Origin of the sequence: Nesterenkonia pannonica, from assembly GCF_019575955.1 — a bacterium.
Lineage (GTDB): Bacteria > Actinomycetota > Actinomycetes > Actinomycetales > Micrococcaceae > Nesterenkonia > Nesterenkonia pannonica.
Genome location: NZ_CP080575.1, coordinates 1,314,762 through 1,334,607 on the forward strand (window position 1 = coordinate 1,314,762; position 19,846 = coordinate 1,334,607).

Sequence of the window (19,846 nt, forward strand, 5' to 3'; positions counted from 1 at the left end):
AGCGGTGCTCGAGCCTTCGGCCTAGGACCCGGCCGCTGCGGCAGGCTCAGGCTGGGCTGCGTCCGCGGGCGATGATGCGCGCGCCATGCCGAGGCTCTCGTACCACCAGGTGTGGAACTCCTCGATGTGGTGCTCGCTGGGCACCAGGGCACCGCCTACCGCGTAGGCCTGGGAGGACATCGAGGGCTGGGTGAGCTCACAGGCGTTGAAGTCCTGCTCGTTGACGCGGTGGAAGAGCTCGACGGACGTGGTGAGGTCCAGCTGCCCGGCGTCGGCCCTCTCCACCACCTCAGGCAGGAACAGCCAGTCGCAGACGACGATCGTGCGCGACTCGGAGACGGGAACCATCCTTTGATGATCACGTGATCGGGCACCGTGTTGATGAAGACATGCGGCTTCACGGTGATCGCATAGTACTTGCGGTCCTGGGCGGGGGCGATCGACGGAAGCTCCTCGAAGCCGGAGGCGGAGCCGTCCACGGTGAAGCCGCCGATGTCCTCCCCAAAGTTCGACCCGTGGACTTCTCCGTTCTTCCGCTGGGAGGCCAGCCCGTCGGCGAACTCAGGGATCACTTCGGTCAGCTCGGGGTGGATGGTGGCGCAGTGGTAGCACTCCATGAAGTTCTCGATGATGAGCTTCCAGTTCGCTGCGACGTCGTAGGTTTTGGTCTCGCCGCGGCGGAGGCTCTCAATGCCGTAGTTGTCGATCGATTCGACCTGGCCGAACCGGGTGCGGACTTCGCCGAGCACCGTGTCGTCGAAGGAGGGAGGCTCCTCGGCGACGCAGATCCATACGTAGCCCAGCCACTCGCGGACATGGACCGGCCGGAGGCCGTAGCGGCTGCGGTCCACGTCGGGCATGGAGGTCAGGTTCGGCGCAGCCACCAGATCACCCTCGAGGGCGTAGGTCCAGGCGTGGTAGCCGCACTGCAGGGTTCGGCTCTTGCCCTCACCGGTGGTGCACACACGCATTCCTCGGTGGGCGCAGACGTTGAAATATGCTTTGATGCTTACTGTGCGGGTGCGGGTCACGATGACCTCTTCGCGGCCGATGGTGACGGTCTTCCAATGGCTTACTGAGGGCAGGTCGTCGGCCCGCAGTGCGCAGTTCCACATCTTTTCGAAGATCTCCGCCTGTTCGGCCCCGAAGATGCTGGGATCGGTGTAGACGCGGCCGGGGAGTGGGACGCAGGGATGAGCCCGGGAGCGGCTCGTCCACGTGGTCGATGATCATGACAGGTCTCCTATGCGGCCAAAGCAGGTGCGGTGGTGCGGATGCGGCGGGTTTTGCGCCATCGGGTGACGTCGCGCAGACGGTTGATGCCGAGGACGCCGATCTCCTCACCGCCGCGGGAGTAGCTGACCAGCAGGTTTCCTTCGCTGGGAGAGCCGTCCAGGACAGTGGTGGTGTCGGCGAGGTGGATGCGTCCGGCGCCCTGAATGCGCAGGTCGAACTGGTCGGACCAGAAGTACGGCTCCTGCAGCACGGCGGGCTGGGCACCGGTGAGGGCTGCGGCCACGACGGCTGCCTCTTCCACAGCCTCCTGCCAGTGCCCGACCGGGCGCAGTCCGGAGGAGTGGGAGGCCCACTGAGCGCAGTCGCTTATGGCGTAGACCCCGGCACCTCCGTGGCTCCTGTGTCGTCGCAGAGAACTGCGGAGGTGTCCTGGGTGAGGGTCACCCCGGAGCCCAGCAGCCACTCGGTGCGCGGCCGTGCGCCGATCGCGCAGATGACGACCTGCGCCTCGAGCGATGAGTCGTCGGCGAGCAGCACCTCATGGCCCCTGAGGTGCTGCGCACGGCACGGGCTCGCGTGGGAGGTGCGAAGCGCACGCCGCGTGCCTCATGGGCTGTGCGGATCGACTGCCCGACCGGGGAGCCGAGTCGCGCGGCTCCTGGGTTCTCCTCACCTGCGACCACCGTGACGGAGGCCGCGCCGCGCCTCGCTGCAGGTCGCAGCGGCCTCCAGGGCGAGGAACCCGCCCCCAGCACGGCGACGGAGGCTCCGGCGAGCGAGGTGTCTCGCAGCGCGAGCGCGTCGTCCATGTTGCGGAGCACATAGGGGCGGATCGCCGCACTCCACTCCTGGGGCCCGGCTGCGGGGCTGGCTGCGGGCAGCGTGCAGGCCGATGCGCCCGTGGTGATGATGACGGCGTCTGCGGGGTGGAGGGCTCCGTCGGCGGTGCGGACGCCCAGCGGCTCTGTGCCGTTGCGGCTTCCGGCGAGGCCGACCACGCCCAGGCCGCTCACCCAGTCGACCTCGAGGGGATCCTGAGGGTCATCGAGCAGCAGATCCTCCTCAGCGACAGCGCCGGTCAGGTACGCCTTGCTGAGGGCGGGACGGTCGTATGCGGGGCGGATCTCCTCCCCGAAGATGGTGATGCGGCCGCGGTGACCGTGGCGCCGGACCCCGTACGCGGCGTGGTATCCGGCCAGTCCGGCACCGACGATGATGAGGTGGCCGTCTGCTGGGAGGCTCATGCGACCCTCACCCCCGGCGGCAGGTTCGGCTCGGCGCCGGAGAGTTCGACGAAGACTTCGCCGTCGTGCACCTCCACAGTGTGGGCACGGACTCCACGCTTTGCGGGGCTGGTCGACGTCGCCGGTGACGAGCGAGAACGTGGACTCATGGAGCGGGCACTCCACACGGCAGTCCTCGACCCATCCGGCAGCCAGCGAGGCGTCTTGGTGGGTGCACGTGTCGTCCAGGGCGTGCACGGTGCCCTCTTCGGTGAGGAAGACCGCGATCGGGGACTGACCGAGGCGATGCGCAGCCCTTCGCCGGGTGTCAGGTCGTTCAGTGAGCATATTCGAGGCTCATGCTTGCCACCACCACACATTTCGTTTAACGTTGCGGATAATGCAACACCAGTCGCGATGAGCAACAGCGTTAAGGAAAGTGTTCTCCTCGATGTGGAAACCGTCAAGCATGATGTGACGGGGTGCAGAAAGTTTTACCGAAAAGAAACACACAGAGAAAGGTGCCCCCATGCCGGACCATGCGGCCGAGCGTGTCAGCCCTGTGCAGTCGGTGGATCGCGCGGCGCGCATCCTGGAGCTGCTGCGGGCTGAGTCGGGCCTGACGATCAGCGAGATCGCACGGCGCCTGAATGTGCACCGGTCGACGGCCTTCCGGCTTCTGGCCACGCTGGAGGATCACGATCTGGTGGAGCAGGAGCAGGCGCGGGAGGCTTCCGGCTCGGGTTCGGCCTGCTGCGGATGGCCGGGGCTGTCACGGGGCGCATCGATCTGGCGCGCGATGCCCAGCAGGGCTGCGATGCGGCGGCTCGTGAGCTCAATGAAACGGTCAATGCGGCCATCCTGGACGCCGGTGCCGCCATGACGATCACTCAGACCGAGGGCAAGCGCATGATCGGCGTGGCGCAGCAGTACGTGGGTCAGCGCGGACCTCTCCACGCCACGTCGACGGGCAAGGTGCTGCTGGCGCACGCGGATCCGGCGGAGCAGCGACGCGCGATCGGCTCTCCGATGACGGCCTTCACGGCCTCAACCCTCGTCGAGCCGCAGGCCCTGGAGGCGGAGCTGGAGAAGGTGCTGCAGCGCGGCTGGGCCTCGGCTGTCGCTGAGTGGGAGGAGGGGATCAATGCGGTCGCCGTGCCGATCAAGGATGCGATGGGAGGTGTGGTGGCTGCGCTGTCGGTGACGGCGCTACCTTCCGTCTGCCGGAGTCGCGGTTCGACGAGTGCGTTGAGATTCTGCGCGAGGCAGCGTCCTTTATTTCTGGGACGTAAAAATATTCTGTGCGGGGTGTGCCTTCTTGGCTGCACCGGCATCTCGTCCTAGGCTTGTCTCATCATGAGCAATACGTTGCGTATCGTGCAACGCTGATGGGAGGAGGTGCCGATGGCACCGCACGTAGCGATCATCGGCCTCGGCGTCGTGGGCTCAGCCCTCGCCGATGAGCTGGTTCTCAGAGGATGGAACGACGTGACCGTCGTGGAGCAGGGACCGCTGTATGTGACCGGAGGCTCCAGCTCCCATGCCCCGGGGTTCGTGTTCCAGACCAGCCCCAGCCGCAGCATGTCGCTGCTGGCTCAGCGCACCCTCGACAAGCTCGACGGCCTCGAGCTCCGGGGCGAATGGCTGATGAAGCGCACAGGCGGGCTCGAGATCGCCTCCACTCAGGAGCGGGCGCATGAGCTGAAGCGCCGTCGCGCATTCGCGGACGCAGCGGGAATCCCCTCGCAGCTCATCGGTCCCGAAGAGATCAGCGCACTCTGGCCGGAGCTGGACACCTCTGGTCTCACCTCCGCGCTGCACACCCCCACCGATGCTGTGGTCAAAGGCGTCAGGGCTGTCGAGTTCCAGGCCAGCCGCGCCCAGGTTTACGGCGCCCGGATCCTGCCCCACGCCAAGGTGGTCGGCATCCCGACCCGGGAGTCGCGGGTCATCGGGCTCGACGTCCTGCCCGTCGGCGCCCCTCAGGATGCCGAGCCCGAGCGGATTCCGGCAGACATTGTTGTCTCGGCGGCAGGGCTGTGGGGCCGGGCCTGGCGCGCGAGCTGCTCGGCTTCGAGCTGCCGATGCTCCCTGTGGAGCACGGGTTCGGATTCAGCACCGTCCTGCCGCAGCTGGCGGACCTGGATGATCGCACCGAGACGCGCAGGCCGATGCTCCGGCACCAGGATCACGCGATGTACCTCCGGGAATGGGGGCAGCGCATCGCCGTCGGCGCCTATGAGCACCGCCCTCTGCCGGTGGAGCACAGCAGTCTGGCCAGCGCGGAGGAGTTCCGCCGCACCGGGGTCCATCCGGCCGTGAAGCCGTTCACCGAGGAGGACTTCGCACCGACCTGGCAGGAGGCCCAGCGACTGCTCCCCGGCCTGATCGGCGCAGACTCCGAGGCCCGCTTGGAGCGTTCGATGTCCTTCAACGGGATCTTCTCGTTCACCCCGGACGGAGGACCTCTCCTGGGCCCGGTGCCGCAGGTCGAGGGGCTGTGGATGGCCCAGTCGGTGTGGGTGACCCAGTCCGTTTGGCTGTCGGCCAGATCATGGCCGACTGGATCACCGCCGGAGAGCCCGGCATCGACACCCATGGGCTGGATCTGGCGCGCTTCGACCCTGCTGTGATCTCGAAGCAGTGGGCGCGCGAGCAGGGCGAGGAATCGTACGACGAGGTGTACGACATCGTTCACCCGAAGGCCACCACGCTGCGGATGCGGGGGCTGCGCACGTCTCCCTTCCACGAGCGGCAGCAGTCTATGGGGGCCGTCTTCGAATCCGCGAACGGCTGGGAGCGTCCGCTCTGGTATGAGACGAATGCTTCCTCGGCGACCCTGCGCTGGGAAACCGGCCCCTGCCCCCGCGGGACGACTGGGCGGCGCGGCACTGGAGCCCCATCGTCGCACTCGAGGCGCGCGGAATGAGGAGCAGCGCCGGACTGGTCGACATGTCGTCCCTGCCCCGCCTGAGCGTGACGGGGACAGGTGCTGGGGAGTTCCTCGATCAGACGCTGTCCCGACCGATGGGCCGGAAGGACGGCACCGTGGTGTACGCGCTGATGCTCAGCGAGGACGGAGGAGTGCTCTCGGACATCACCGTGGCACGTCTGGGGAGGATCACTTCCACCTCGGCGTCAACGGCCACCAGGACGCCGCCTGGCTGACTGGGCGGGCGCGGAGCCTGGGCTTCCGCGATGTCCGAATCAGCGACGCGACGGTTTACTCATGCGGTCTGGGGCTGTGGGGCCCCACGCCCGGACCGTGCTGCAGCAGCTCACCGAGGAGGACCTCACCGCCGACGCATTCCGGTTCTACAAAGCCCGGCAGCTCAGCGTGGCAGGCGTTCCGGTGCTCGCCCTCCGACTGAGCTACGTCGGGGAGCTGGGCTGGGAGCTCTACGCCCCCGCCGAATTCGGCAGGGGGCTGTGGGACGCCATCATGGGCGCGGGCGCTGAGCACGGCATCATCCCCGTCGGGCGCCGAGCATTCGAATCGATGCGGCTCGAGAAGGGCTTCCGCCTCTGGGGCGCGGATATGAGCCGCGAGCACAGCCCCGCCGAGGCCGGAGTCGCCTTCGCCGTGCGCGGGGCCGCGGAGAGCCTGTCGAGGGCCGAGCCGCAGCGGACCCTGATGTGCCTGGTCCTCGACGATCCCGCCCGCGTGCTGCTGGGCGGTGAGCCGATCTATGCCGCAGGAGGCAACGAGGTGATCGGTTATGTGACCAGTGCCGATCAGGGGTACAGCGTCGGCGAGTCCATCGCCTATGCGTGGCTGCCCGGACCGGCGGAGCCCGGCACTGAGGTGATGATTGACTACTTCGGACTGAGGTGTCCCGCCCGCGTTGCGACGGAGCCTCGCTTCGACCCGGCGGGAGAGAGGATGCGGAGCTGACATGGAGACCTTCGACGTCATCGTCATCGGAGTGGGATCAATGGGAGCGGCGGCGGCCAGAGAGCTGGCTTACCGCGGGGCCCGGGTGCTGGGCCTGAGATCTTCCAACCCGGCCACGACCAGGGATCAGCCCACGGGGCACGCGCATCACCCGGCAGTCCTACTTGGAGGATCCCGCGTACGTGCCGCTGCTCTTCTCAGCCTACGACGGCTTCCGGGAGCTGGAGAAGGAGACTGGCCGCGACCTCATGCGCCTGTGCGGGGGATATACATCGGCCATCCGGAGTCCCAGACATTCGTTTACTCGCTCGCCGCCGCGAAGCTCCACGGGCTCGACCATGAGGTGCTGACCGCCTCCCAGATTCGCGAGCGATTCCCCACCATGGACCCTCACGATGATGCGCTGGGGCTCTTCGAGCAGAACGCTTACTACGTCCGCCCGGAGGAGACGGTGGTGGCGAACGTCGAATCGGCGAGCGCACGGGGAGCTGACCTGCGGTTCGGCCAGCGGGTCAGGGGCTGGAGCGCCGCCGCCGGGGAGGAGTCGAGGTCACCACCGACGTCGGCACCTATGGTGCCGACCGCCTGGTGATCGCTCCGGGAGCTTGGGCCCCGGAGCTGCTGGGGACCTGCACCTGCCCCTGAGCATCGAACGCATGGTCTTCCACTGGTTCGCTCCGGACTTCGACGCGGTGCCCTACGACGCGTGGCGTGAGGAGAACCACCCGGTCTACGTGGAGCAGACCTACGAGAATTATCAGATCTACGGCTTCCCATGACGGACGGGCCCGGAGGCGGGTTCAAGCTCGGGTTCTTCCGGGTGGGCACCCTGACCACGGCTGACACGATCGACCGGGAGGTCGCGGACTGGGAGAACGAGCGGATGCAGGCGCGGGCCCAGGAGCTCTTCCTCACCTGAGCGGGGAGACCGTCATGGCCAAGACCTGTCTCTACTCCGTGACCCCGGATAAGCACTTCGTCATCGGGCGGCACCCTGAGCACGACCAGGTCTCCATTGCGTGCGGCTTCAGCGGCCACGGGTTCAAGTTCGTGCCGGTCGTCGGCCAGATTCTTGCGGACCTGGCGCTGGACGGCAGCACGGAGCACCCCATCGGCCTCTTCGACCCCATGAGGCTTACCTGCAGCAGTCCCTGCAGCCTGGGTGATCCTCGGCCCAGCGCCGCGGACTGAAGCAGCCGTCACACCGGTGTTGCACGGGCTTCGCTACAGTATGGCGCGTGACATCTTCCGAGTCGCGATCCTCGCGGCCGCTCGCCAGCCCTCCTGCCCTGCAGCACACCGTTCCCGAGGATATTCTCGGGGTGATCGTCGGGACGTTCATCGCCGGTCTGGGGCTGTACATTCTCGAGCACACCGGAGGTGTGACAGGGGGCACGGCAGGGGTGGCCCTGCTGCTCACCTACGCGACACCGCTGACGCTGGGTCCCATCTTCGTGCTGGTGAACATCCCCTTCTACCTGCTGGCCTGGTGGCGCAAAGGGTGGAAGTTCACGCTGAAGACCGTGGCGTCGGTCGGCGCTCTGGCGATCTTCACCGAGGTGAATGCGTGGCTGATCCCCTTGGGCGACATCGACCCGATCTACGGCACAGTGGGCGGGAACTTTCTGCTGGGCGTGGCGCTGATCGTGATCTTCCGCCACGGATCCTCCTCGGCGGCTTCAACATTGTGGCGCTGATCGCCCAGGAGCAGTTCGGCCTGCGTGCCTACTACGTGCAGATGTGTCTGGACCTCATGGTGGTCCTCATGGCGTTCGCCGTTCTCGCTCCTGCCTTCGTCGCGCTCTCAGCCCTCGGAGCCGTGACGCTGAACACTGTGCTGGCCTTCAATCACAGGCCCGGCCGGTACTAAGCCTGACCGGACCCTGAGCCGCACCCCAGGGAGCAGGAATCTGCTGGGCGGGCTCTGTGTTGTCGTGCGTATGCGTGCAATGACCTATTCACAGTATGGAGACCCAGACACTCTCGAGCTCACCGAGGAGCCCTCGCCCAAAGTGGCGCCGGGCGCGGTCCTGATCCGGGTGGAGCGCGCCTCCGTGAACCCGGTGGACTGGAAGCTCATGTCAGGCGGCCTCGACGGTCTCCTCGACGTGTTCTTCCCCGTCATTCCAGGCTGGGATGTGGCTGGCGTCGTGGAGGAGGTCGGCCCCGACGTGCCCGAGTTCGCCCCGGGGATCGGGTGGCCGCCTACGCCCGCAAAGACTTCGTCCACGGCGGCACCTACGCCGAGTACGTATCGCTGCGAGCCTCAGATGTTGCGCGACTGCCCGAGGGCGTGGAGTTCGACGCCGCGGCCGCGGTGCCCCTGGCCGGGCTGACGGCGATGCGCTCGATCGAAGCCCTGGGCCTCACTGACCAGGACACTCTCCTCATCCATGCGGCCTCAGGCGGTGTGGGCCACTTCGCCGCTCAGCTCGCTGCGGAGACCGGAGCAACGGTCATCGGAACAGCCTCGGAGAAGAACCACGGCAAGCTGCGCGATCTCGGCGTCACGCCGGTGGCCTACGGCGAGGGTCTGGTCGACCGCGTGCGCGAGGCGGCTCCCAGCGGCGTCACCGCCGTGGCCGACTTCGCCGGGGAGTGATGGAGCAGACCCTGGAGCTGCTCCCAGACGCCCGGCGCCAGGTGTCCGTGACCGACTTCGATGTGCTGGAGCACGGCGGACGCATCATCTGGGTGCGCCCCGACGCGCAGCGGCTCGAAGCCCTGCTCGACCGGGTGACCGAGGGGCGGCTCACAGTGGACATCGACACGGTCTTTCCGCTGGAGCAGGCCGCCGATGCGATGAAGCACAACGCCGCCGGATCCAACGGAAAAGTGATCATCGACACCACGCGATGAGTATCGAAAGTATTTTCGATACGCCTATTGTGAAGCGGTAGAAAGCGTGTTCTAATAGGCATGCGCGATGGGAAGCGCGGCCCCCGCGAGAGCTCGTCCTCACGGCTCTCACGGGGCCTCCCATGTCTCGGGGCCATAAGCCCTCGCCCATAGGGCAGAATCGGCGCCTATGCATCCCGTCCTCGACTTCATCGCGGAACGCTGGAGCAGCCAGGCGGACGCCGATCCCGCCGTCGTGCTGGCTGTTGCGGTCGCCGTCCTCATCCTTGCGCTGGTGCCTGTCAGCTGGCGTCTCCTGCGGCAGGCCGCCACGATCATCCACGAGATGGGCCACGTCTCCGCGGCTCTCGTCAGCCGACGTCGCATCTCAGGCATCCGCCTACATGCGGACACCTCTGGATCCACCTCACCTGGGGCAAGTCCCAGGGCCCCGGGCTGCTGCTGACGTTCCTGGTTACTATCCCGCACCCGGTCTCCTCGCCGTGGCCCTGGCATGGCTCGCGCTCGCAGGCCACGCCGGCGCGGCACTGACTCTCTACCAGGCCGTCGTGCTGCTCGCACTGCTTCTGTCCCGCAACGCAGTAGGCATCCTCTCCTGCCTGGTCTCGGTGCTCGTCACCGGCGCCATCTGGTGGCACAACGAGCCCGAGATCGTGCTCTACACCGTGGTCGCCCTCGCAGTGTTCTACGGGATCGCGGGACTCCGGGCGACCTTGGACCTCTGGGGAAGCCACCTCTCGCGGCGGCGGACGTCATCGGGCAGCGACGCCGCGCAGGCGGCCAGGGCCTGGCGGGGCTTCCCTGCCGAGCTGGGTCTGGCTGATCGTCTTTCTGCTGATCAGCACCAGCTGTGCCGTCACGGTGGTCTGGCTGCTGATCCTTTAGCTGTGCCCGCGCCTATGCGGCCTCAGCTGCGTCGAAATCCTCCTGGATCAGCGCAGCATTGACCTGGGCCCCGGCCATGGTTCCGGCGCTGATCGCCATGGGTACGTTGCCCATCGGCATGGTCAGATTCCCGCAGCCCACACCCGAGGGTGACTGGTGCGTAAGGTCTCGTCCACGGCGAGGAAGCTGCCCACGATACTGTCCGCACGCGCCAGAGCCAGCCCCTCGAGGAAGTCATCATGGGGGACGAGGGCCCCTGCGGTGAAGATGGCGTCCACGGCTGTCGTGCCGCCGCCCTCCAGGCGCACATCCGTGGTGCTGCCGCCCTCACCCCTGACTTCGGTGACCCTGCGCGGTTCGATCTTCACCCCGCGGGCGCTCAGCCGCAGACGGGCCGCCTCCTCCAGAGGCTCTGCAGCGGCGGAGAAGAACGTCAGATCATCGCTCCACTGCCTCAGCAGCTGCGCCTGGTGCATGGCCATGGGGCCGGTGGCGAGCACGCCCAGGCGCCTACCGCGGACCTCCCATCCGTGGCAGTAGGGGCAGTGCAGGACGCTCCGGCCCCATCGTTCGGCCAGGCCGGGGATCTCAGGCAGGCGGTCCGCCACCCCGGTCGCGGCGACGATCGCACGGGCGAGGAACTGCTGGCCATCCTCGAGGACCAGCCGCATCGAATGCGCGTCGGCCTCGGACACCGTGCTCACCGCGTCCTCAAGGATTTCGACGCCGTAGCCCGTCGCCTCCGCGCGTCCTCGCGCCTGAAGCTCGGTGGGTGGGAGCCCTCGTGGCCGAGCACCGTATGCATGTGTTCGGCGAACCGGTTGCGGGGTGAGCCCGCATCGATGATCAGAGTGCGCCGCAGGAGCGTCCCAGCGCCAGTGAGGCGGCGAGTCCGGCGGATCCGCCGCCGATGATGACCGCATCCCAGAGCTCTCCGGCTGCGGCGGACGGTGTGATGGTGGAAGCAGAAGGTGTCATGTATCCAGCATGAGGTGAGGCCACCTGTGTGAAAGAGCGTTTGCAGAATGTGCAAGATCTGCCGGAGAATGCATGCGTGGAAGAGCTCAAACAGGTGGGGCTGCGCCTGAAGGCCGCACGCACAGCCAAAGGCTGGACATTGAGCGCCTCGCGCGTGCCGCGGACATCTCGCCCAGCACGCTCTCCCGCTTGGAGACGGGCAAGCGGCAGGCGAGCCTCGAGCTGCTTCTGCCGCTCACCAAGAAGCTGGGGATCACCGTCGACGACCTGCTCGCGTCTCCTGTGCGGGACCCTCGGTGGAGCGAGACGGGTGGGAGGCCGCCTACAGGCGAGTTCTTCCGCTCTCCAAGGAGAGCTCCCGGTGCAGACGTACAAGATCGTCCTGCGCCCCGCCGCGGCGGTCCCTGCGCACATGCTGCAGACTCACGACGGCTATGAATGGCTCTATGTTCTGCACGGACGGGTGCGGATCCAGCTGGGGAGAGGGACATCGTCCTCCATAAGGGTGAGGCCGCTGAGTTCGACACCCTCACCCCGCACGCGATGACCGGCATCGGACCCGAGGACGCCGAGATCATCAGCATCTTCAATGAGGCTTGCGCCAAATTCCACACTCAGGCCCCGAGTGAGCAGGGTTAGAGTTGGGACATGGCTCACGTACTGACTGTCAACGGCAAGACTCCCCAGATCGGCGAGGGCGTGTTCCTCGCCCCCACCGCAGCCATCACCGGCGACGTGGTCATGGAGAAGAACTCATCGGCGTTCTACGGCGTCTCCGCCAGGGGCGACATCGACCGCATCGTGGTCGGCGAAGGCACCAACCTGCAGGACAACGTCGTGCTGCACACCGAGCAGGGCGACCCCTGCATCCTCGGCAAGGGCATCTCCGTGGGCCACTCAGCCGTCGTCCACGGTGCCCGGGTCGGCGACCGCACCCTCATCGGCATGGGTGCCACGGTTCTCAACGGCGCAGTGATCGGCGAAGAGTGCCTCATCGTTTATGGGGCAGTCGTCCTCGAAGGCACCGAGGTGCCCCCGCGCTCGCTGGTCGCCGGAGTGCCCGGCAAAGTGCGCCGCGAGCTGACGGAGGAGGAGATCGAGCACATCCGCGCCAACGGTGAGCGGTACCTCGGCTACAAGGACCTCCACATCGACGCAGTGTCGTGAGCCGTGCTGGAATCAGCCGCCGCGGAGGCGATGAGCACCGTCATCATCGGGATCGTTCTGGTGGTCGGTGCCGCCGGGATCATCCTTCCCGTCATTCCCGGAAGCCTCGTCATCATCCTGTCGCTGCTGGCCTGGGCCTTTCTGCTCGGCGGCCCGGCGGCCTGGACCGCTGCCGTGGCAGGCATGGTCATCGCGGCAGTCGGCTGGTCTGCGTCCACCGTGCTGACCGGCCGTGCCCTTCATCGGGAGAGAATCCCGCGGCGGCCGATCCTCATCGCGGTCGGCTGCGCGCTCGTCGGGGTCTTTCTGCTGCCTCCTCTGGGACTCTTCATCGGTTTCGCCGCCGGGCTCTTCGGGGCAGAGTTCTTCCGCAGAGATCGTGATTGGCAGGCTGCCGGGCGCGCCAGCCTCGCGGCTCTGCGCGCCATCGGTCTCGGCATCCTCCTGAGTTCGTGCTGGCGGGCCTGGCCGTCTCGGCTTTCCTCATCGGTGCCCTCGTCCACTTTCTCTGACCGCATAGACTGTCTGCGATCATCCAGCCCTGACCTCACTACGGGAGCAGAATGTCCACCCTCGAGAGCTACGAGGACCCGGCCGCGGCCGAGGTTCCGCACCCACTGGACGAAGCCGCAGTCGACGCGCGTGCGCAGCAGGCGGTTGCAGCGTTCGACGAGGCATCCGACCTCGACGAGCTGAAGGCTGCGCGTCTGGCCCACACCGGTGAGAGATCTCCGATCGCTCTGGCCAACAGCCGGATCAGAGACCTCGAGAACGCGCAGAAGAAGCAGGCCGGGAAGATCCTGGGCGGAGCCAAGGGCAGAGTCCAGAAGGCTCTTGCGGCCCGCACGGAGGTACTGGAAGCTGAGCATGCCGCACGCATCCTCGAGGAGGAGGCGGTGGACGTCACCGCCGCGCCGCGGCGCCGTCCCCTCGGAGCCCGGCACCCGCTGAGCGTGCTGCAGGAGGATGTCTCGGACGTCTTCACGGCGATGGGGTGGGAGATCGCCGAAGGTCCTGAGGTGGAGTCGGAGTGGTTCAACTTCGATGCGCTCAATATTGCGCCCGACCACCCTCCCGCGAGATGCAGGACACCTTCTACGTGGAGCCCCAGGACCGGCACCTGGTCCTGCGCACCCACACGTCGCCGGTGCAGATCCGGTCGCTGCTCACCCGCGAGCTGCCCGTCTATGTGCTCTGCCCCGGGAAGACGTTCAGAACTGATGAGCTCGACGCGACTCACACCCCCGTCTTCCATCAGTTCGAAGGCCTTGCCGTGGACAGAGGCCTGACGATGGCCGATCTCAAAGGCACCTTGGAGCACTTCGCCCGGCAGATGTTCGGCCCGGAGGCCGCCATCAGGCTGCGGCCCTCCTACTTCCCTTCACCGAGCCCTCGGCGGAGCTCGACGTCTGGGACGCCAACGCAAAGGGCGGGGCGCGCTGGGTCGAGTGGGGAGGCTGCGGCATGGTCCACCCGAATGTTCTCGCCGCTGCCGGAATTGAGGACGCCCAGTACACCGGCTTCGCCTTCGGCATGGGAGTGGAGCGGACGCTGATGTTCCGCAACGGCGTCACGGACATGCGCGACATGATCGAGGGCGACATCCGCTTCAGCGCCCAGTTCGGACAGGAGGTCTAGATATGCGCATCCCGCTCTCATGGATTCGTGAGCACACCCAGTTCCCGGAGTCGGGGACTGCCGAGGACCTGATGGCCGAGCTGGTCAGGGTCGGGCTCGAGGAGGAGGACGTCCACACCTCGGAGCTGACTGGCCCGATCGTCGTCGGTGAGGTGCTCGAGAAGACCCCGAGCCGCAGAAGAACGGCAAGACCATCAACTGGTGCAGGGTGCGTGTGGTCCCTGAGGGCAGTCAGCAGACCCTCACAGGCGACGGCATCGATCCCAGTGGAGTTCAGGGAGTCGTCTGCGGCGCCCACAACTTCGAGGTCGGCGACAAAGTCGTCGTGACGATGCCCGGCGCCGTGCTGCCCGGTGATTTCCGCATCAGTGCGCGTCAGACCTACGGCCACCTGTCGGCAGGCATGATCGCCTCCGTGAAGGAGCTCGGCATGGGTGAGGACCACCACGGCATCCTCGTGCTCTCGACGCTCGGCCTCGACCCTGAGCCCGGCACCGACGCGATGCGGCTGCTGGGCCTGGACGACTCCGCAGCGGAGATCAACGTGACCCCGATCGCGGATACGCCTTCAGCATCCGGGGCGTCGCCCGCGAGTATTCGCACGCCACCGGCACAGCCTTCTCGGACCCTGCCGAACAGGTGCAGCTCGAGCCGCCCCGAGCTGAGGGGCATAAGGTGGTCATCAACGACCTCGCACCGATCTACGGCACCACCGGGTGCAGCGTCTTCAACGCACGCACGGTCACCGGAATCGACGCTGACGCCCCGACGCCCAGCTGGATGGCCTCTCGCCTGCGCCTGGCGGGCATGCGTCCGATCAGCATCGTCGTCGACGTGTCGAACTACGTCATGCTCGAGCTCGGGCAGCCCAACCACTGCTACGACGCCTCGACCCTCGACGGTGCCATCACAGTGCGCCGCGCCTTCCCGGGGAGAAGCTCACCACCCTGGACGAGAAGGAGCGCGAGCTGCACCCCGAGGATCTCCTCATCACCGACGATTCAGGTCCGATCGGCATCGCAGGCGTCATGGGCGGCGCCCGGACGGAGGTGAGCAGCGCGACGACGAACGTCATCATCGAGGCAGCGCATTTCGACGCGATCACCGTCAGCCGCTCCAAGCGTCGCCACCGGCTGCCGTCCGAGGCGGCTAAGCGCTTCGAACGCGGGACGGACCCTCAGCTTCCGGCGCTTGCAGCGAAGCGAACGGCTGACCTGCTCGTCGAACTCGCCGGGGAACTGACGCCATGAGGTCACGCAGGTCGGTGAGCCCCAGGTGCCGCAGGCCATCCGCCTTGATGGGCAGCTGCTTACCAGGCTCGTGGGCGTGGAGTACAGCCGCGAGCAGATCGTGGCGCTGCTGCAGCAGATCGGCGCCGAGGTCGTCGCCGACGGCGAGGATCACCTCCTGGTGACGCCTCCGACGTGGAGGCCGGACATCACCATCCCTGAGGCGCTCGTGGAGGAGGTCGCGCGGCTGGCAGGCTATGACCAGATACCGGCGCGCCTTCCCGAAGCGCCCGCCGGGCGAGGTCTCACCCCGGCTCAGCGCCGCCGCCGCCGAGTGAGCGCGTCGTTGGCCGCCGCCGGATTCACCGAGGTGCTCAGCTACCCTTCTACTCCGAAGAGGCCAACACCCTCTTCGGCCAGGCTCAGGAGGGTGAGCGTCCAACGCCGATGATCAGGCTGGCGAATCCGATCGCGAGCCAGTACCCGGTGCTTCGATGCCGCATCCTTCCGGGTCTGCTGGACGCCCTGCGCCGCAACGCCTCCCGCGGGCTTCGCGACCTCGCACTGTACGAGACGGGCTCAGTGTTCCTCGCCAAGGACGAGTTCGGCACCGCGCAGCTTCCTGCGCTCGGCCGCCACCCCGGTGACGACGTGATCGCCCAGCTCGACGCAGGAATCCCGGACCAGCCGCAGCATCTGGCGGTCGCACTGGCTTACCGTGAGCCTGCCGCCCAGCCCGGAGAGCAGGGCAGGGCGAGGGACTGGGCCGATGCGGTGGAGGCTGCCCGCAAGGCTGCGGACCTGCTGCACGTGGAGCTCGGCGTGGTCCAGGGCTCGCACCAGGCGTTCCATCCCGGCCGCACTGCGGAGCTGAAGCTCGCAGAGAGGACCGTCGGATACGCCGGTGAGCTGCATCCGAAGGTGATTGAGGAGTGGATCTGCCCGCGCGCACCAGCGTGATGGAGCTGAACCTCAGCGCGCTGCTTGAGTCCGCGCCTGAGAAGGTCCTGGCAGGACCGCTGTCCGGCTATCCCGCGACGACGCAGGATGTCGCCCTGGTGGTTGAGGCGTCGCTGCCCAGCGCTGACCTTCAGGCGACGCTCCAGGAGGGCGCCGGGGAGCTCCTGGAGCACATCGAGCTCTTCGACGTCTACGCAGGCACCGGCATTGAGGACGGGCGGAAGTCCATGGCCTACGCCCTGCGCTTCCGCGCACAGGATCGGACGCTCACTGCAGATGAGGCCTCCGAGGCTCGTGCGGCTGCGGTGAGCCTTGCGCAGCAGCGTCACGGGGCCGAGCAGCGCAGCTGATCGCGATGTCGGGGCTGCCCTGCCCTGCGAGCACACGCGTGCGGGGCAGTCCGGCAGCGTGTGCCGGTCAGGGCTTCAGGAGCAGCTTTCCGGCGGTGCGGCGGCTCTCGAGGTCCTCATGGGCCTGGCTTAGCGTCAGCCAGGGTGTAGGCCTGCCCGACGTGCAGCGCGAGAGTCCCTTGGCTGATGTGGTGGAAGAGCTCGGTGTATCGCCACGTGCGCTCCTCGGAATTCTGCAGGTACCAGTTGATCGCGGGGCGAGTGATGTAGAGCCCGCCGCGCCGGTTGAGGTCCTGGAGATCATAGGGAGGCACCTGACCGGACGCTCCCCGTAGAGCACGAGGGTGCCTCGGATGGCCAGGGACTCCAGCGAGCCTTCGAACGTGGAGGCCCCGACGCCGTCGTAGACCACGGGCACGCCCTCGCCATTGGTGATCTGGCGGACCTTTGCGGGAAAGTCTTCGTAGGGGATGACGTGGTCGGCCCCGGCAGCTTCGGCGATCTGCGCCTTCTCCGGCGTCGAGGTGGTGGTGATGACCCGAGCTCCGCGTGCTTTGAGGAGCTGCGTGAGGATCTGGCCGATGCCGCTTGGCGCTGGCGTGGGTCAGGACGGTCTGTCCGGGGAGACCCGGTAGGTGGAGCTGATCAGGTAGTGCGCGGTGATGCCCTGAAGCGGCAGCGCCGCTGCCTGCTCGTCGCTGACTCCTCAGGGACGGAAGCCGTCTTGTCCGCATCCACCAGGAAGTGGGAGGCGTATGTTCCGGGTGGCCGCTTCGCATGTGGTGACGCGGTGGCCGATGTACGACGTGTCCACGCCCTCGCCGACGGCCAGGACCTCCCCGGCACCCTCCTTGCCGGGGGTGAAGGGTATTCGACGGGGTACACCCCGCTGCGCTGGTAGGTCTCGATGAAGTTCACTCCGGCTGCTGCGGTGCGCACCAGCAGCTGTCCCCGAGCAGGCTCGGGAGCAGTGACGTCAGCAACCTCGAATACGTCGGGGCCACCGGCCTCACGGGCCCGGACCACAGTGGCGTAGTCAGGGAGGTCCTCGGGGTAGACGGTAGGCCTCGATCATGGGTTCAGAGTACCGAAGACAGGTGACAGGGCGAAGAACAGTCCCGCTGACGCGTATGCATAAATATTGAGTCGGTTGCATATTCGTGCAACGATGGTGCCCATGTTTACAGCTGCTGTCTCCGGCGCCTCCGGCTACGTTTATGGTGAGGTGCTCCGCCTGCTCGCCGGGCACCCTGAGGTTGAGGTCGCCACGGTCACTGCCCACTCCAATGCCGGTGAGCGCCTCGGCGCCGTCCAGCCTCACCTGCTCACACTGGCCGACAAGATTCTGACTGAGACCACGGCGGAGAGTCTGGCCGGGCACGACGTGGTCTTTCTGGCACTGCCGCACGGCGCATCGGGTGAGATCGCCGCGCAGCTCGGACCGGACACGGTCGTGATCGATGCGGCTGCCGACCACCGGCTGGAGTCGGCTCAGGCGTGGGAGACGTTCTACGGCTCAGAGCATCAGGGAACGTGGCCCTACGGCCTGCCCGAGCTGCCCGGCCAGCGTGCCGAGCTGCGGGCGCCAGCCGGATCGCCGTCCCCGGCTGCTACCCCACCACAGCCCTGCTCGGCCTGGTGCTTACTTCGCCGATGGCCTGGTGGAGCCGCGCGACGTGGTGATCGTCGCTGCCACAGGCACGTCGGGAGCCGGAAGGTCGCTGAAGCCGCACCTTCTGGGCTCTGAGGTGATGGGAGGCATGAGCCCCTACGGCGTCGGAGGGGGACACCGCCACACCCCTGAGCTGGAGCAGGGGCTGAGCTGGGCGGTTTACGAGGCGGTTCAGGTCTCCTTCACTCCCACCCTGGCCCCCATGCCTCGGGGATCCTCGCGACCTCCACCGCGCGGGTCCGGCCGGGCACCACGGAGCAGTCTCTGCGCGAGGCCTACCGCGCCCACTACGCCGAGGAGCCGTTCGTCCACCTGCTGCCCGAGGGCCAGTGGCCCGCCACCAAGCAGGTGGTCGGATCCAACCACGTGACCATCCAAGTGGCTCTCGACGAGCACGCAGGCCGAGCGATCATATGCTCGGCCTCGGACAACTTGGTGAAAGGAACGGTAAGCGGCGCCGTCCAATCGATGAACCTCGCCCTGGGGATCGAAGAGACCCTCGGCCTCAACCTGCTGGGAGTGGCACCGTGAACCACCACGCATCGTCCGGGATCACCGCTCCCGCTGGGTTTCTGGCCGCAGGAGCGGCGGCAGGCCTGAAGTCCGCCTACCGTGATGTGGCCCTGGTCGTCAACAACGGCCCTGAACGACACGCTGCGGCGGTCTTCACCACAAACCGCGTCGCAGCGGCACCGGTGCTCTGGTCCCAGCAGGTCATCGCCGACGGCAGAGCCGACGCTGTGATCCTCAATTCGGGAGGGGCGAACGCGTGCACCGGGGCGCCCGGATTCCAGGACACCCACGCCACCGCAGAGGCTGTGGCGCGTGCGCTGACGGCGGCCGACCGCGACGTCTCCGCCGGAGATGTGCTGGTCTGCTCCACGGGCCTCATCGGCCAGCGCCTGGACATGCCCGCCCTGCTGAGCGGGGTGGAGCAGACCGCCGCTGCGCTCTCGGACGATGTCGGCGCCGCAGAGGCGGCCGCAGACGCTATCAGGACGACCGACACCGTCTCCAAGACCGAGGTGCGGACCGGCACCGGCTTCACCATCGGAGGGATGGCGAAAGGCGCGGGCATGCTGGCTCCCGGCATGGCGACGATGCTCTCGGTCATCACGACCGATGCGGTCATCAGTGCAGCCGACCTGGATGCGGCGCTGCGCGAATCGGTGCGCGTCTCCTTCAACCGAGCTGACTCGGACGGCTGCATGTCCACCAACGACACGGTGATCGCCATGGCCTCCGGCGCCCACCCCGAGGCGGACCCCAGCGGAGCCGATCTGGGCGAGTTCCAGGCCGCGCTCACCGAGGTGTGCCAGTCCCTGGCCGCACAGCTGATCGCTGATGCCGAGGGCGCCCACCACGAGATCGCCATTCGCACCGTCAACGCGGTCGATGAGGAGCAGGCCGAGACGGCGGGCCGCTCAGTGGCCCGCTCCAACCTCTTCAAGGCTGCGATCTTCGGCCAAGATCCCAACTGGGGCCGCGTGCTCTCGGCGGTGGGCACCACCGACGCCGAGTTCGACCCGGCGACGATCGACGTTGCCGTCAACGGAGTGTGGGTCTGCCGCGCCGCGGCATCGGTGAGGACAGAGACCTGGTGGACCTGAGCGGGCGCAGCGTCGATGTCGTCATCGATCTGAAGGCCGGCGCTGCTGAAGCCACCATCCTGACCAACGACCTCACGCACGACTACGTGCATGAGAACAGCGCCTATTCCAGCTGATCACCTCCTGAGCAACCGATGGAGCACT

The 19,846-nt window shown here is 67.3% G+C and carries 24 protein-coding genes and 8 pseudogenes; 23 read left to right on the plus strand and 9 right to left on the minus strand.

The window, feature by feature from the left end:
* Window positions 1-21: 21 nt before the first annotated feature.
* The 5 genes and pseudogenes from K0H76_RS09560 to K0H76_RS09580 all read right to left on the minus strand — a co-directional run bounded on the left by K0H76_RS09560 (window position 22) and on the right by K0H76_RS09580 (window position 2,839).
* Window positions 22-348 (minus strand): hypothetical protein, encoded by a 327-nt coding sequence (locus K0H76_RS09560; RefSeq protein WP_258935270.1) that lies wholly within the window; start codon window positions 346-348, stop codon window positions 22-24.
* Window positions 349-395: 47 nt separating this feature from the next.
* Window positions 396-1,115 (minus strand): annotated as a pseudogene (locus K0H76_RS09565) (aromatic ring-hydroxylating dioxygenase subunit alpha); the annotation flags it as partial.
* A 128-nt stretch (window positions 1,116-1,243) separates the two neighbouring features.
* A complete protein-coding gene (locus K0H76_RS09570; protein ID WP_258935271.1) occupies window positions 1,244-1,699 on the minus strand; it encodes a hypothetical protein in 456 nt (151 codons plus the stop codon).
* Complete coding sequence (locus tag K0H76_RS09575) at window positions 1,677-2,480, minus strand: FAD-dependent oxidoreductase (protein ID WP_258935272.1); 804 nt, start codon at window positions 2,478-2,480, stop codon at window positions 1,677-1,679. Before K0H76_RS09575 ends, K0H76_RS09570 begins: the two co-directional genes overlap by 23 nt.
* Window positions 2,477-2,839: pseudogene (locus K0H76_RS09580) on the minus strand (bifunctional 3-phenylpropionate/cinnamic acid dioxygenase ferredoxin subunit). Before K0H76_RS09580 ends, K0H76_RS09575 begins: the two are co-directional and overlap by 4 nt.
* A 149-nt stretch (window positions 2,840-2,988) precedes the next feature.
* Between K0H76_RS09580 and K0H76_RS09585 the strand changes: the two are divergent.
* The 16 genes and pseudogenes from K0H76_RS09585 (at window position 2,989) to K0H76_RS09660 (ending at window position 10,160) form a co-directional block, all read left to right on the plus strand.
* Window positions 2,989-3,342 (plus strand): helix-turn-helix domain-containing protein, encoded by a 354-nt coding sequence (locus K0H76_RS09585; RefSeq protein ID WP_258935273.1) that lies wholly within the window; start codon window positions 2,989-2,991, stop codon window positions 3,340-3,342.
* Window positions 3,339-3,803: an IclR family transcriptional regulator C-terminal domain-containing protein gene (locus K0H76_RS09590; protein ID WP_258935274.1), complete on the plus strand. Its 465-nt coding sequence runs from the start codon at window positions 3,339-3,341 to the stop codon at window positions 3,801-3,803. The genes K0H76_RS09585 and K0H76_RS09590 overlap by 4 nt, the downstream gene beginning before the upstream one ends.
* 60 nt (window positions 3,804-3,863) lie before the next feature.
* Window positions 3,864-4,415 (plus strand): annotated as a pseudogene (locus tag K0H76_RS09595) (FAD-binding oxidoreductase); the annotation flags it as partial.
* A 128-nt stretch (window positions 4,416-4,543) separates the two neighbouring features.
* The gene (locus K0H76_RS09600; RefSeq protein ID WP_258935275.1) at window positions 4,544-5,092 is read left to right on the plus strand and encodes an FAD-dependent oxidoreductase; all 549 of its coding nucleotides are present in this window, start codon (window positions 4,544-4,546) and stop codon (window positions 5,090-5,092) included.
* Complete coding sequence (locus tag K0H76_RS09605; RefSeq protein ID WP_258935276.1) at window positions 4,996-5,388, plus strand: hypothetical protein; 393 nt, start codon at window positions 4,996-4,998, stop codon at window positions 5,386-5,388. Before K0H76_RS09600 ends, K0H76_RS09605 begins: the two co-directional genes overlap by 97 nt.
* Complete coding sequence (locus K0H76_RS09610) at window positions 5,385-5,627, plus strand: hypothetical protein (RefSeq protein ID WP_258935277.1); 243 nt, start codon at window positions 5,385-5,387, stop codon at window positions 5,625-5,627. Before K0H76_RS09605 ends, K0H76_RS09610 begins: the two co-directional genes overlap by 4 nt.
* A 97-nt stretch (window positions 5,628-5,724) precedes the next feature.
* A complete protein-coding gene (locus K0H76_RS09615) occupies window positions 5,725-6,354 on the plus strand; it encodes a hypothetical protein (RefSeq protein ID WP_258935278.1) in 630 nt (209 codons plus the stop codon).
* A 1-nt stretch (window position 6,355) separates the two neighbouring features.
* Window positions 6,356-6,946, plus strand: coding sequence for an FAD-dependent oxidoreductase (locus tag K0H76_RS09620; RefSeq protein WP_258935279.1), 591 nt, complete (start codon window positions 6,356-6,358; stop codon window positions 6,944-6,946).
* 13 nt (window positions 6,947-6,959) lie between these two features.
* The gene (locus K0H76_RS09625; protein WP_258935280.1) at window positions 6,960-7,133 is read left to right on the plus strand and encodes a hypothetical protein; all 174 of its coding nucleotides are present in this window, start codon (window positions 6,960-6,962) and stop codon (window positions 7,131-7,133) included.
* Window positions 7,130-7,273, plus strand: coding sequence for a hypothetical protein (locus K0H76_RS09630; RefSeq protein WP_258935281.1), 144 nt, complete (start codon window positions 7,130-7,132; stop codon window positions 7,271-7,273). Before K0H76_RS09625 ends, K0H76_RS09630 begins: the two co-directional genes overlap by 4 nt.
* A 14-nt stretch (window positions 7,274-7,287) precedes the next feature.
* Entirely contained in the window at window positions 7,288-7,545 is a 258-nt protein-coding gene (locus tag K0H76_RS09635; protein WP_258935282.1) for an FAD-dependent oxidoreductase, read from the plus strand.
* A 47-nt stretch (window positions 7,546-7,592) separates the two neighbouring features.
* On the plus strand, window positions 7,593-8,051 hold the full coding sequence (locus K0H76_RS09640) for a YitT family protein (protein ID WP_258935283.1): 459 nt from the start codon (window positions 7,593-7,595) through the stop codon (window positions 8,049-8,051).
* Window positions 8,042-8,224 carry a hypothetical protein gene (locus tag K0H76_RS09645; RefSeq protein ID WP_258935284.1) on the plus strand — a complete coding sequence of 61 codons (183 nt, stop codon included), beginning with the start codon at window positions 8,042-8,044 and terminating at the stop codon, window positions 8,222-8,224. The genes K0H76_RS09640 and K0H76_RS09645 overlap by 10 nt, the downstream gene beginning before the upstream one ends.
* Before the next feature lie 70 nt (window positions 8,225-8,294).
* Window positions 8,295-9,213 (plus strand): annotated as a pseudogene (locus K0H76_RS09650) (NADP-dependent oxidoreductase).
* A gap of 169 nt (window positions 9,214-9,382) precedes the next feature.
* On the plus strand, window positions 9,383-9,658 hold the full coding sequence (locus K0H76_RS09655) for a M50 family metallopeptidase (RefSeq protein ID WP_258935285.1): 276 nt from the start codon (window positions 9,383-9,385) through the stop codon (window positions 9,656-9,658).
* A gap of 37 nt (window positions 9,659-9,695) precedes the next feature.
* Complete coding sequence (locus K0H76_RS09660) at window positions 9,696-10,160, plus strand: M50 family metallopeptidase (protein WP_258935286.1); 465 nt, start codon at window positions 9,696-9,698, stop codon at window positions 10,158-10,160.
* 60 nt (window positions 10,161-10,220) lie between these two features.
* Here the strand turns inward: K0H76_RS09660 and K0H76_RS09665 are convergent, their stop codons facing one another.
* Both K0H76_RS09665 and K0H76_RS09670 read right to left on the minus strand, forming a co-directional pair.
* Window positions 10,221-10,802, minus strand: a complete 582-nt coding sequence (locus K0H76_RS09665) for an NAD(P)/FAD-dependent oxidoreductase (protein WP_258935287.1) — start codon at window positions 10,800-10,802, stop codon at window positions 10,221-10,223.
* Window positions 10,803-10,944: 142 nt separating this feature from the next.
* Window positions 10,945-11,076, minus strand: a complete 132-nt coding sequence (locus K0H76_RS09670) for a hypothetical protein (protein WP_258935288.1) — start codon at window positions 11,074-11,076, stop codon at window positions 10,945-10,947.
* 72 nt (window positions 11,077-11,148) lie between these two features.
* Here K0H76_RS09670 and K0H76_RS09675 point away from each other — a divergent pair, with 72 nt between their 5' ends.
* The 5 genes and pseudogenes from K0H76_RS09675 to pheT all read left to right on the plus strand — a co-directional run bounded on the left by K0H76_RS09675 (window position 11,149) and on the right by pheT (window position 16,420).
* Window positions 11,149-11,514 carry a helix-turn-helix transcriptional regulator gene (locus K0H76_RS09675; RefSeq protein WP_258935289.1) on the plus strand — a complete coding sequence of 122 codons (366 nt, stop codon included), beginning with the start codon at window positions 11,149-11,151 and terminating at the stop codon, window positions 11,512-11,514.
* Window positions 11,515-11,724: 210 nt separating this feature from the next.
* Complete coding sequence (locus tag K0H76_RS09680) at window positions 11,725-12,243, plus strand: gamma carbonic anhydrase family protein (RefSeq protein WP_258935290.1); 519 nt, start codon at window positions 11,725-11,727, stop codon at window positions 12,241-12,243.
* Between the two features lie 3 nt (window positions 12,244-12,246).
* Window positions 12,247-12,939, plus strand: coding sequence for a DUF456 domain-containing protein (locus tag K0H76_RS09685; protein ID WP_258935291.1), 693 nt, complete (start codon window positions 12,247-12,249; stop codon window positions 12,937-12,939).
* Window positions 12,861-13,881, plus strand: a pseudogene (gene pheS / locus K0H76_RS09690) (phenylalanine--tRNA ligase subunit alpha). Before K0H76_RS09685 ends, pheS begins: the two are co-directional and overlap by 79 nt.
* A gap of 2 nt (window positions 13,882-13,883) precedes the next feature.
* Window positions 13,884-16,420 (plus strand): annotated as a pseudogene (gene pheT / locus K0H76_RS09695) (phenylalanine--tRNA ligase subunit beta).
* Window positions 16,421-16,487: 67 nt separating this feature from the next.
* Here pheT and K0H76_RS09700 read toward each other — a convergent pair.
* Together K0H76_RS09700 and K0H76_RS09705 are read right to left on the minus strand one after the other, a co-directional pair.
* Entirely contained in the window at window positions 16,488-16,955 is a 468-nt protein-coding gene (locus tag K0H76_RS09700) for a zinc-binding dehydrogenase (RefSeq protein ID WP_258935372.1), read from the minus strand.
* Between the two features lie 171 nt (window positions 16,956-17,126).
* A complete protein-coding gene (locus tag K0H76_RS09705; RefSeq protein ID WP_258935373.1) occupies window positions 17,127-17,291 on the minus strand; it encodes an alcohol dehydrogenase catalytic domain-containing protein in 165 nt (54 codons plus the stop codon).
* A 306-nt stretch (window positions 17,292-17,597) separates the two neighbouring features.
* Here K0H76_RS09705 and argC point away from each other — a divergent pair.
* Window positions 17,598-18,623: pseudogene (gene argC / locus K0H76_RS09710) on the plus strand (N-acetyl-gamma-glutamyl-phosphate reductase).
* Window positions 18,624-18,643: 20 nt separating this feature from the next.
* Window positions 18,644-19,818 (plus strand): annotated as a pseudogene (argJ, locus tag K0H76_RS09715) (bifunctional glutamate N-acetyltransferase/amino-acid acetyltransferase ArgJ).
* The last annotated feature ends 28 nt before the right edge of the window (window positions 19,819-19,846 follow it).

Bases quoted from the DNA above. Each gene is read 5' to 3' on its own strand.
- K0H76_RS09560 (WP_258935270.1), bottom strand. From the start codon at position 348: ATGGTTCCCGTCTCCGAGTCGCGCACGATCGTCGTCTGCGACTGGCTG.
- K0H76_RS09575 (WP_258935272.1), bottom strand. From the start codon at position 2,480: ATGAGCCTCCCAGCAGACGGCCACCTCATCATCGTCGGTGCCGGACTG.
- K0H76_RS09585 (WP_258935273.1), top strand. From the start codon at position 2,989: ATGCCGGACCATGCGGCCGAGCGTGTCAGCCCTGTGCAGTCGGTGGAT.
- K0H76_RS09590 (WP_258935274.1), top strand. From the start codon at position 3,339: ATGACGATCACTCAGACCGAGGGCAAGCGCATGATCGGCGTGGCGCAG.
- K0H76_RS09600 (WP_258935275.1), top strand. From the start codon at position 4,544: ATGCTCCCTGTGGAGCACGGGTTCGGATTCAGCACCGTCCTGCCGCAG.
- K0H76_RS09610 (WP_258935277.1), top strand. From the start codon at position 5,385: ATGAGGAGCAGCGCCGGACTGGTCGACATGTCGTCCCTGCCCCGCCTG.
- K0H76_RS09620 (WP_258935279.1), top strand. From the start codon at position 6,356: ATGGAGACCTTCGACGTCATCGTCATCGGAGTGGGATCAATGGGAGCG.
- K0H76_RS09630 (WP_258935281.1), top strand. From the start codon at position 7,130: ATGACGGACGGGCCCGGAGGCGGGTTCAAGCTCGGGTTCTTCCGGGTG.
- K0H76_RS09635 (WP_258935282.1), top strand. From the start codon at position 7,288: ATGGCCAAGACCTGTCTCTACTCCGTGACCCCGGATAAGCACTTCGTC.
- K0H76_RS09655 (WP_258935285.1), top strand. From the start codon at position 9,383: ATGCATCCCGTCCTCGACTTCATCGCGGAACGCTGGAGCAGCCAGGCG.
- K0H76_RS09670 (WP_258935288.1), bottom strand. From the start codon at position 11,076: ATGACACCTTCTGCTTCCACCATCACACCGTCCGCCGCAGCCGGAGAG.
- K0H76_RS09675 (WP_258935289.1), top strand. From the start codon at position 11,149: ATGCGTGGAAGAGCTCAAACAGGTGGGGCTGCGCCTGAAGGCCGCACG.
- K0H76_RS09680 (WP_258935290.1), top strand. From the start codon at position 11,725: ATGGCTCACGTACTGACTGTCAACGGCAAGACTCCCCAGATCGGCGAG.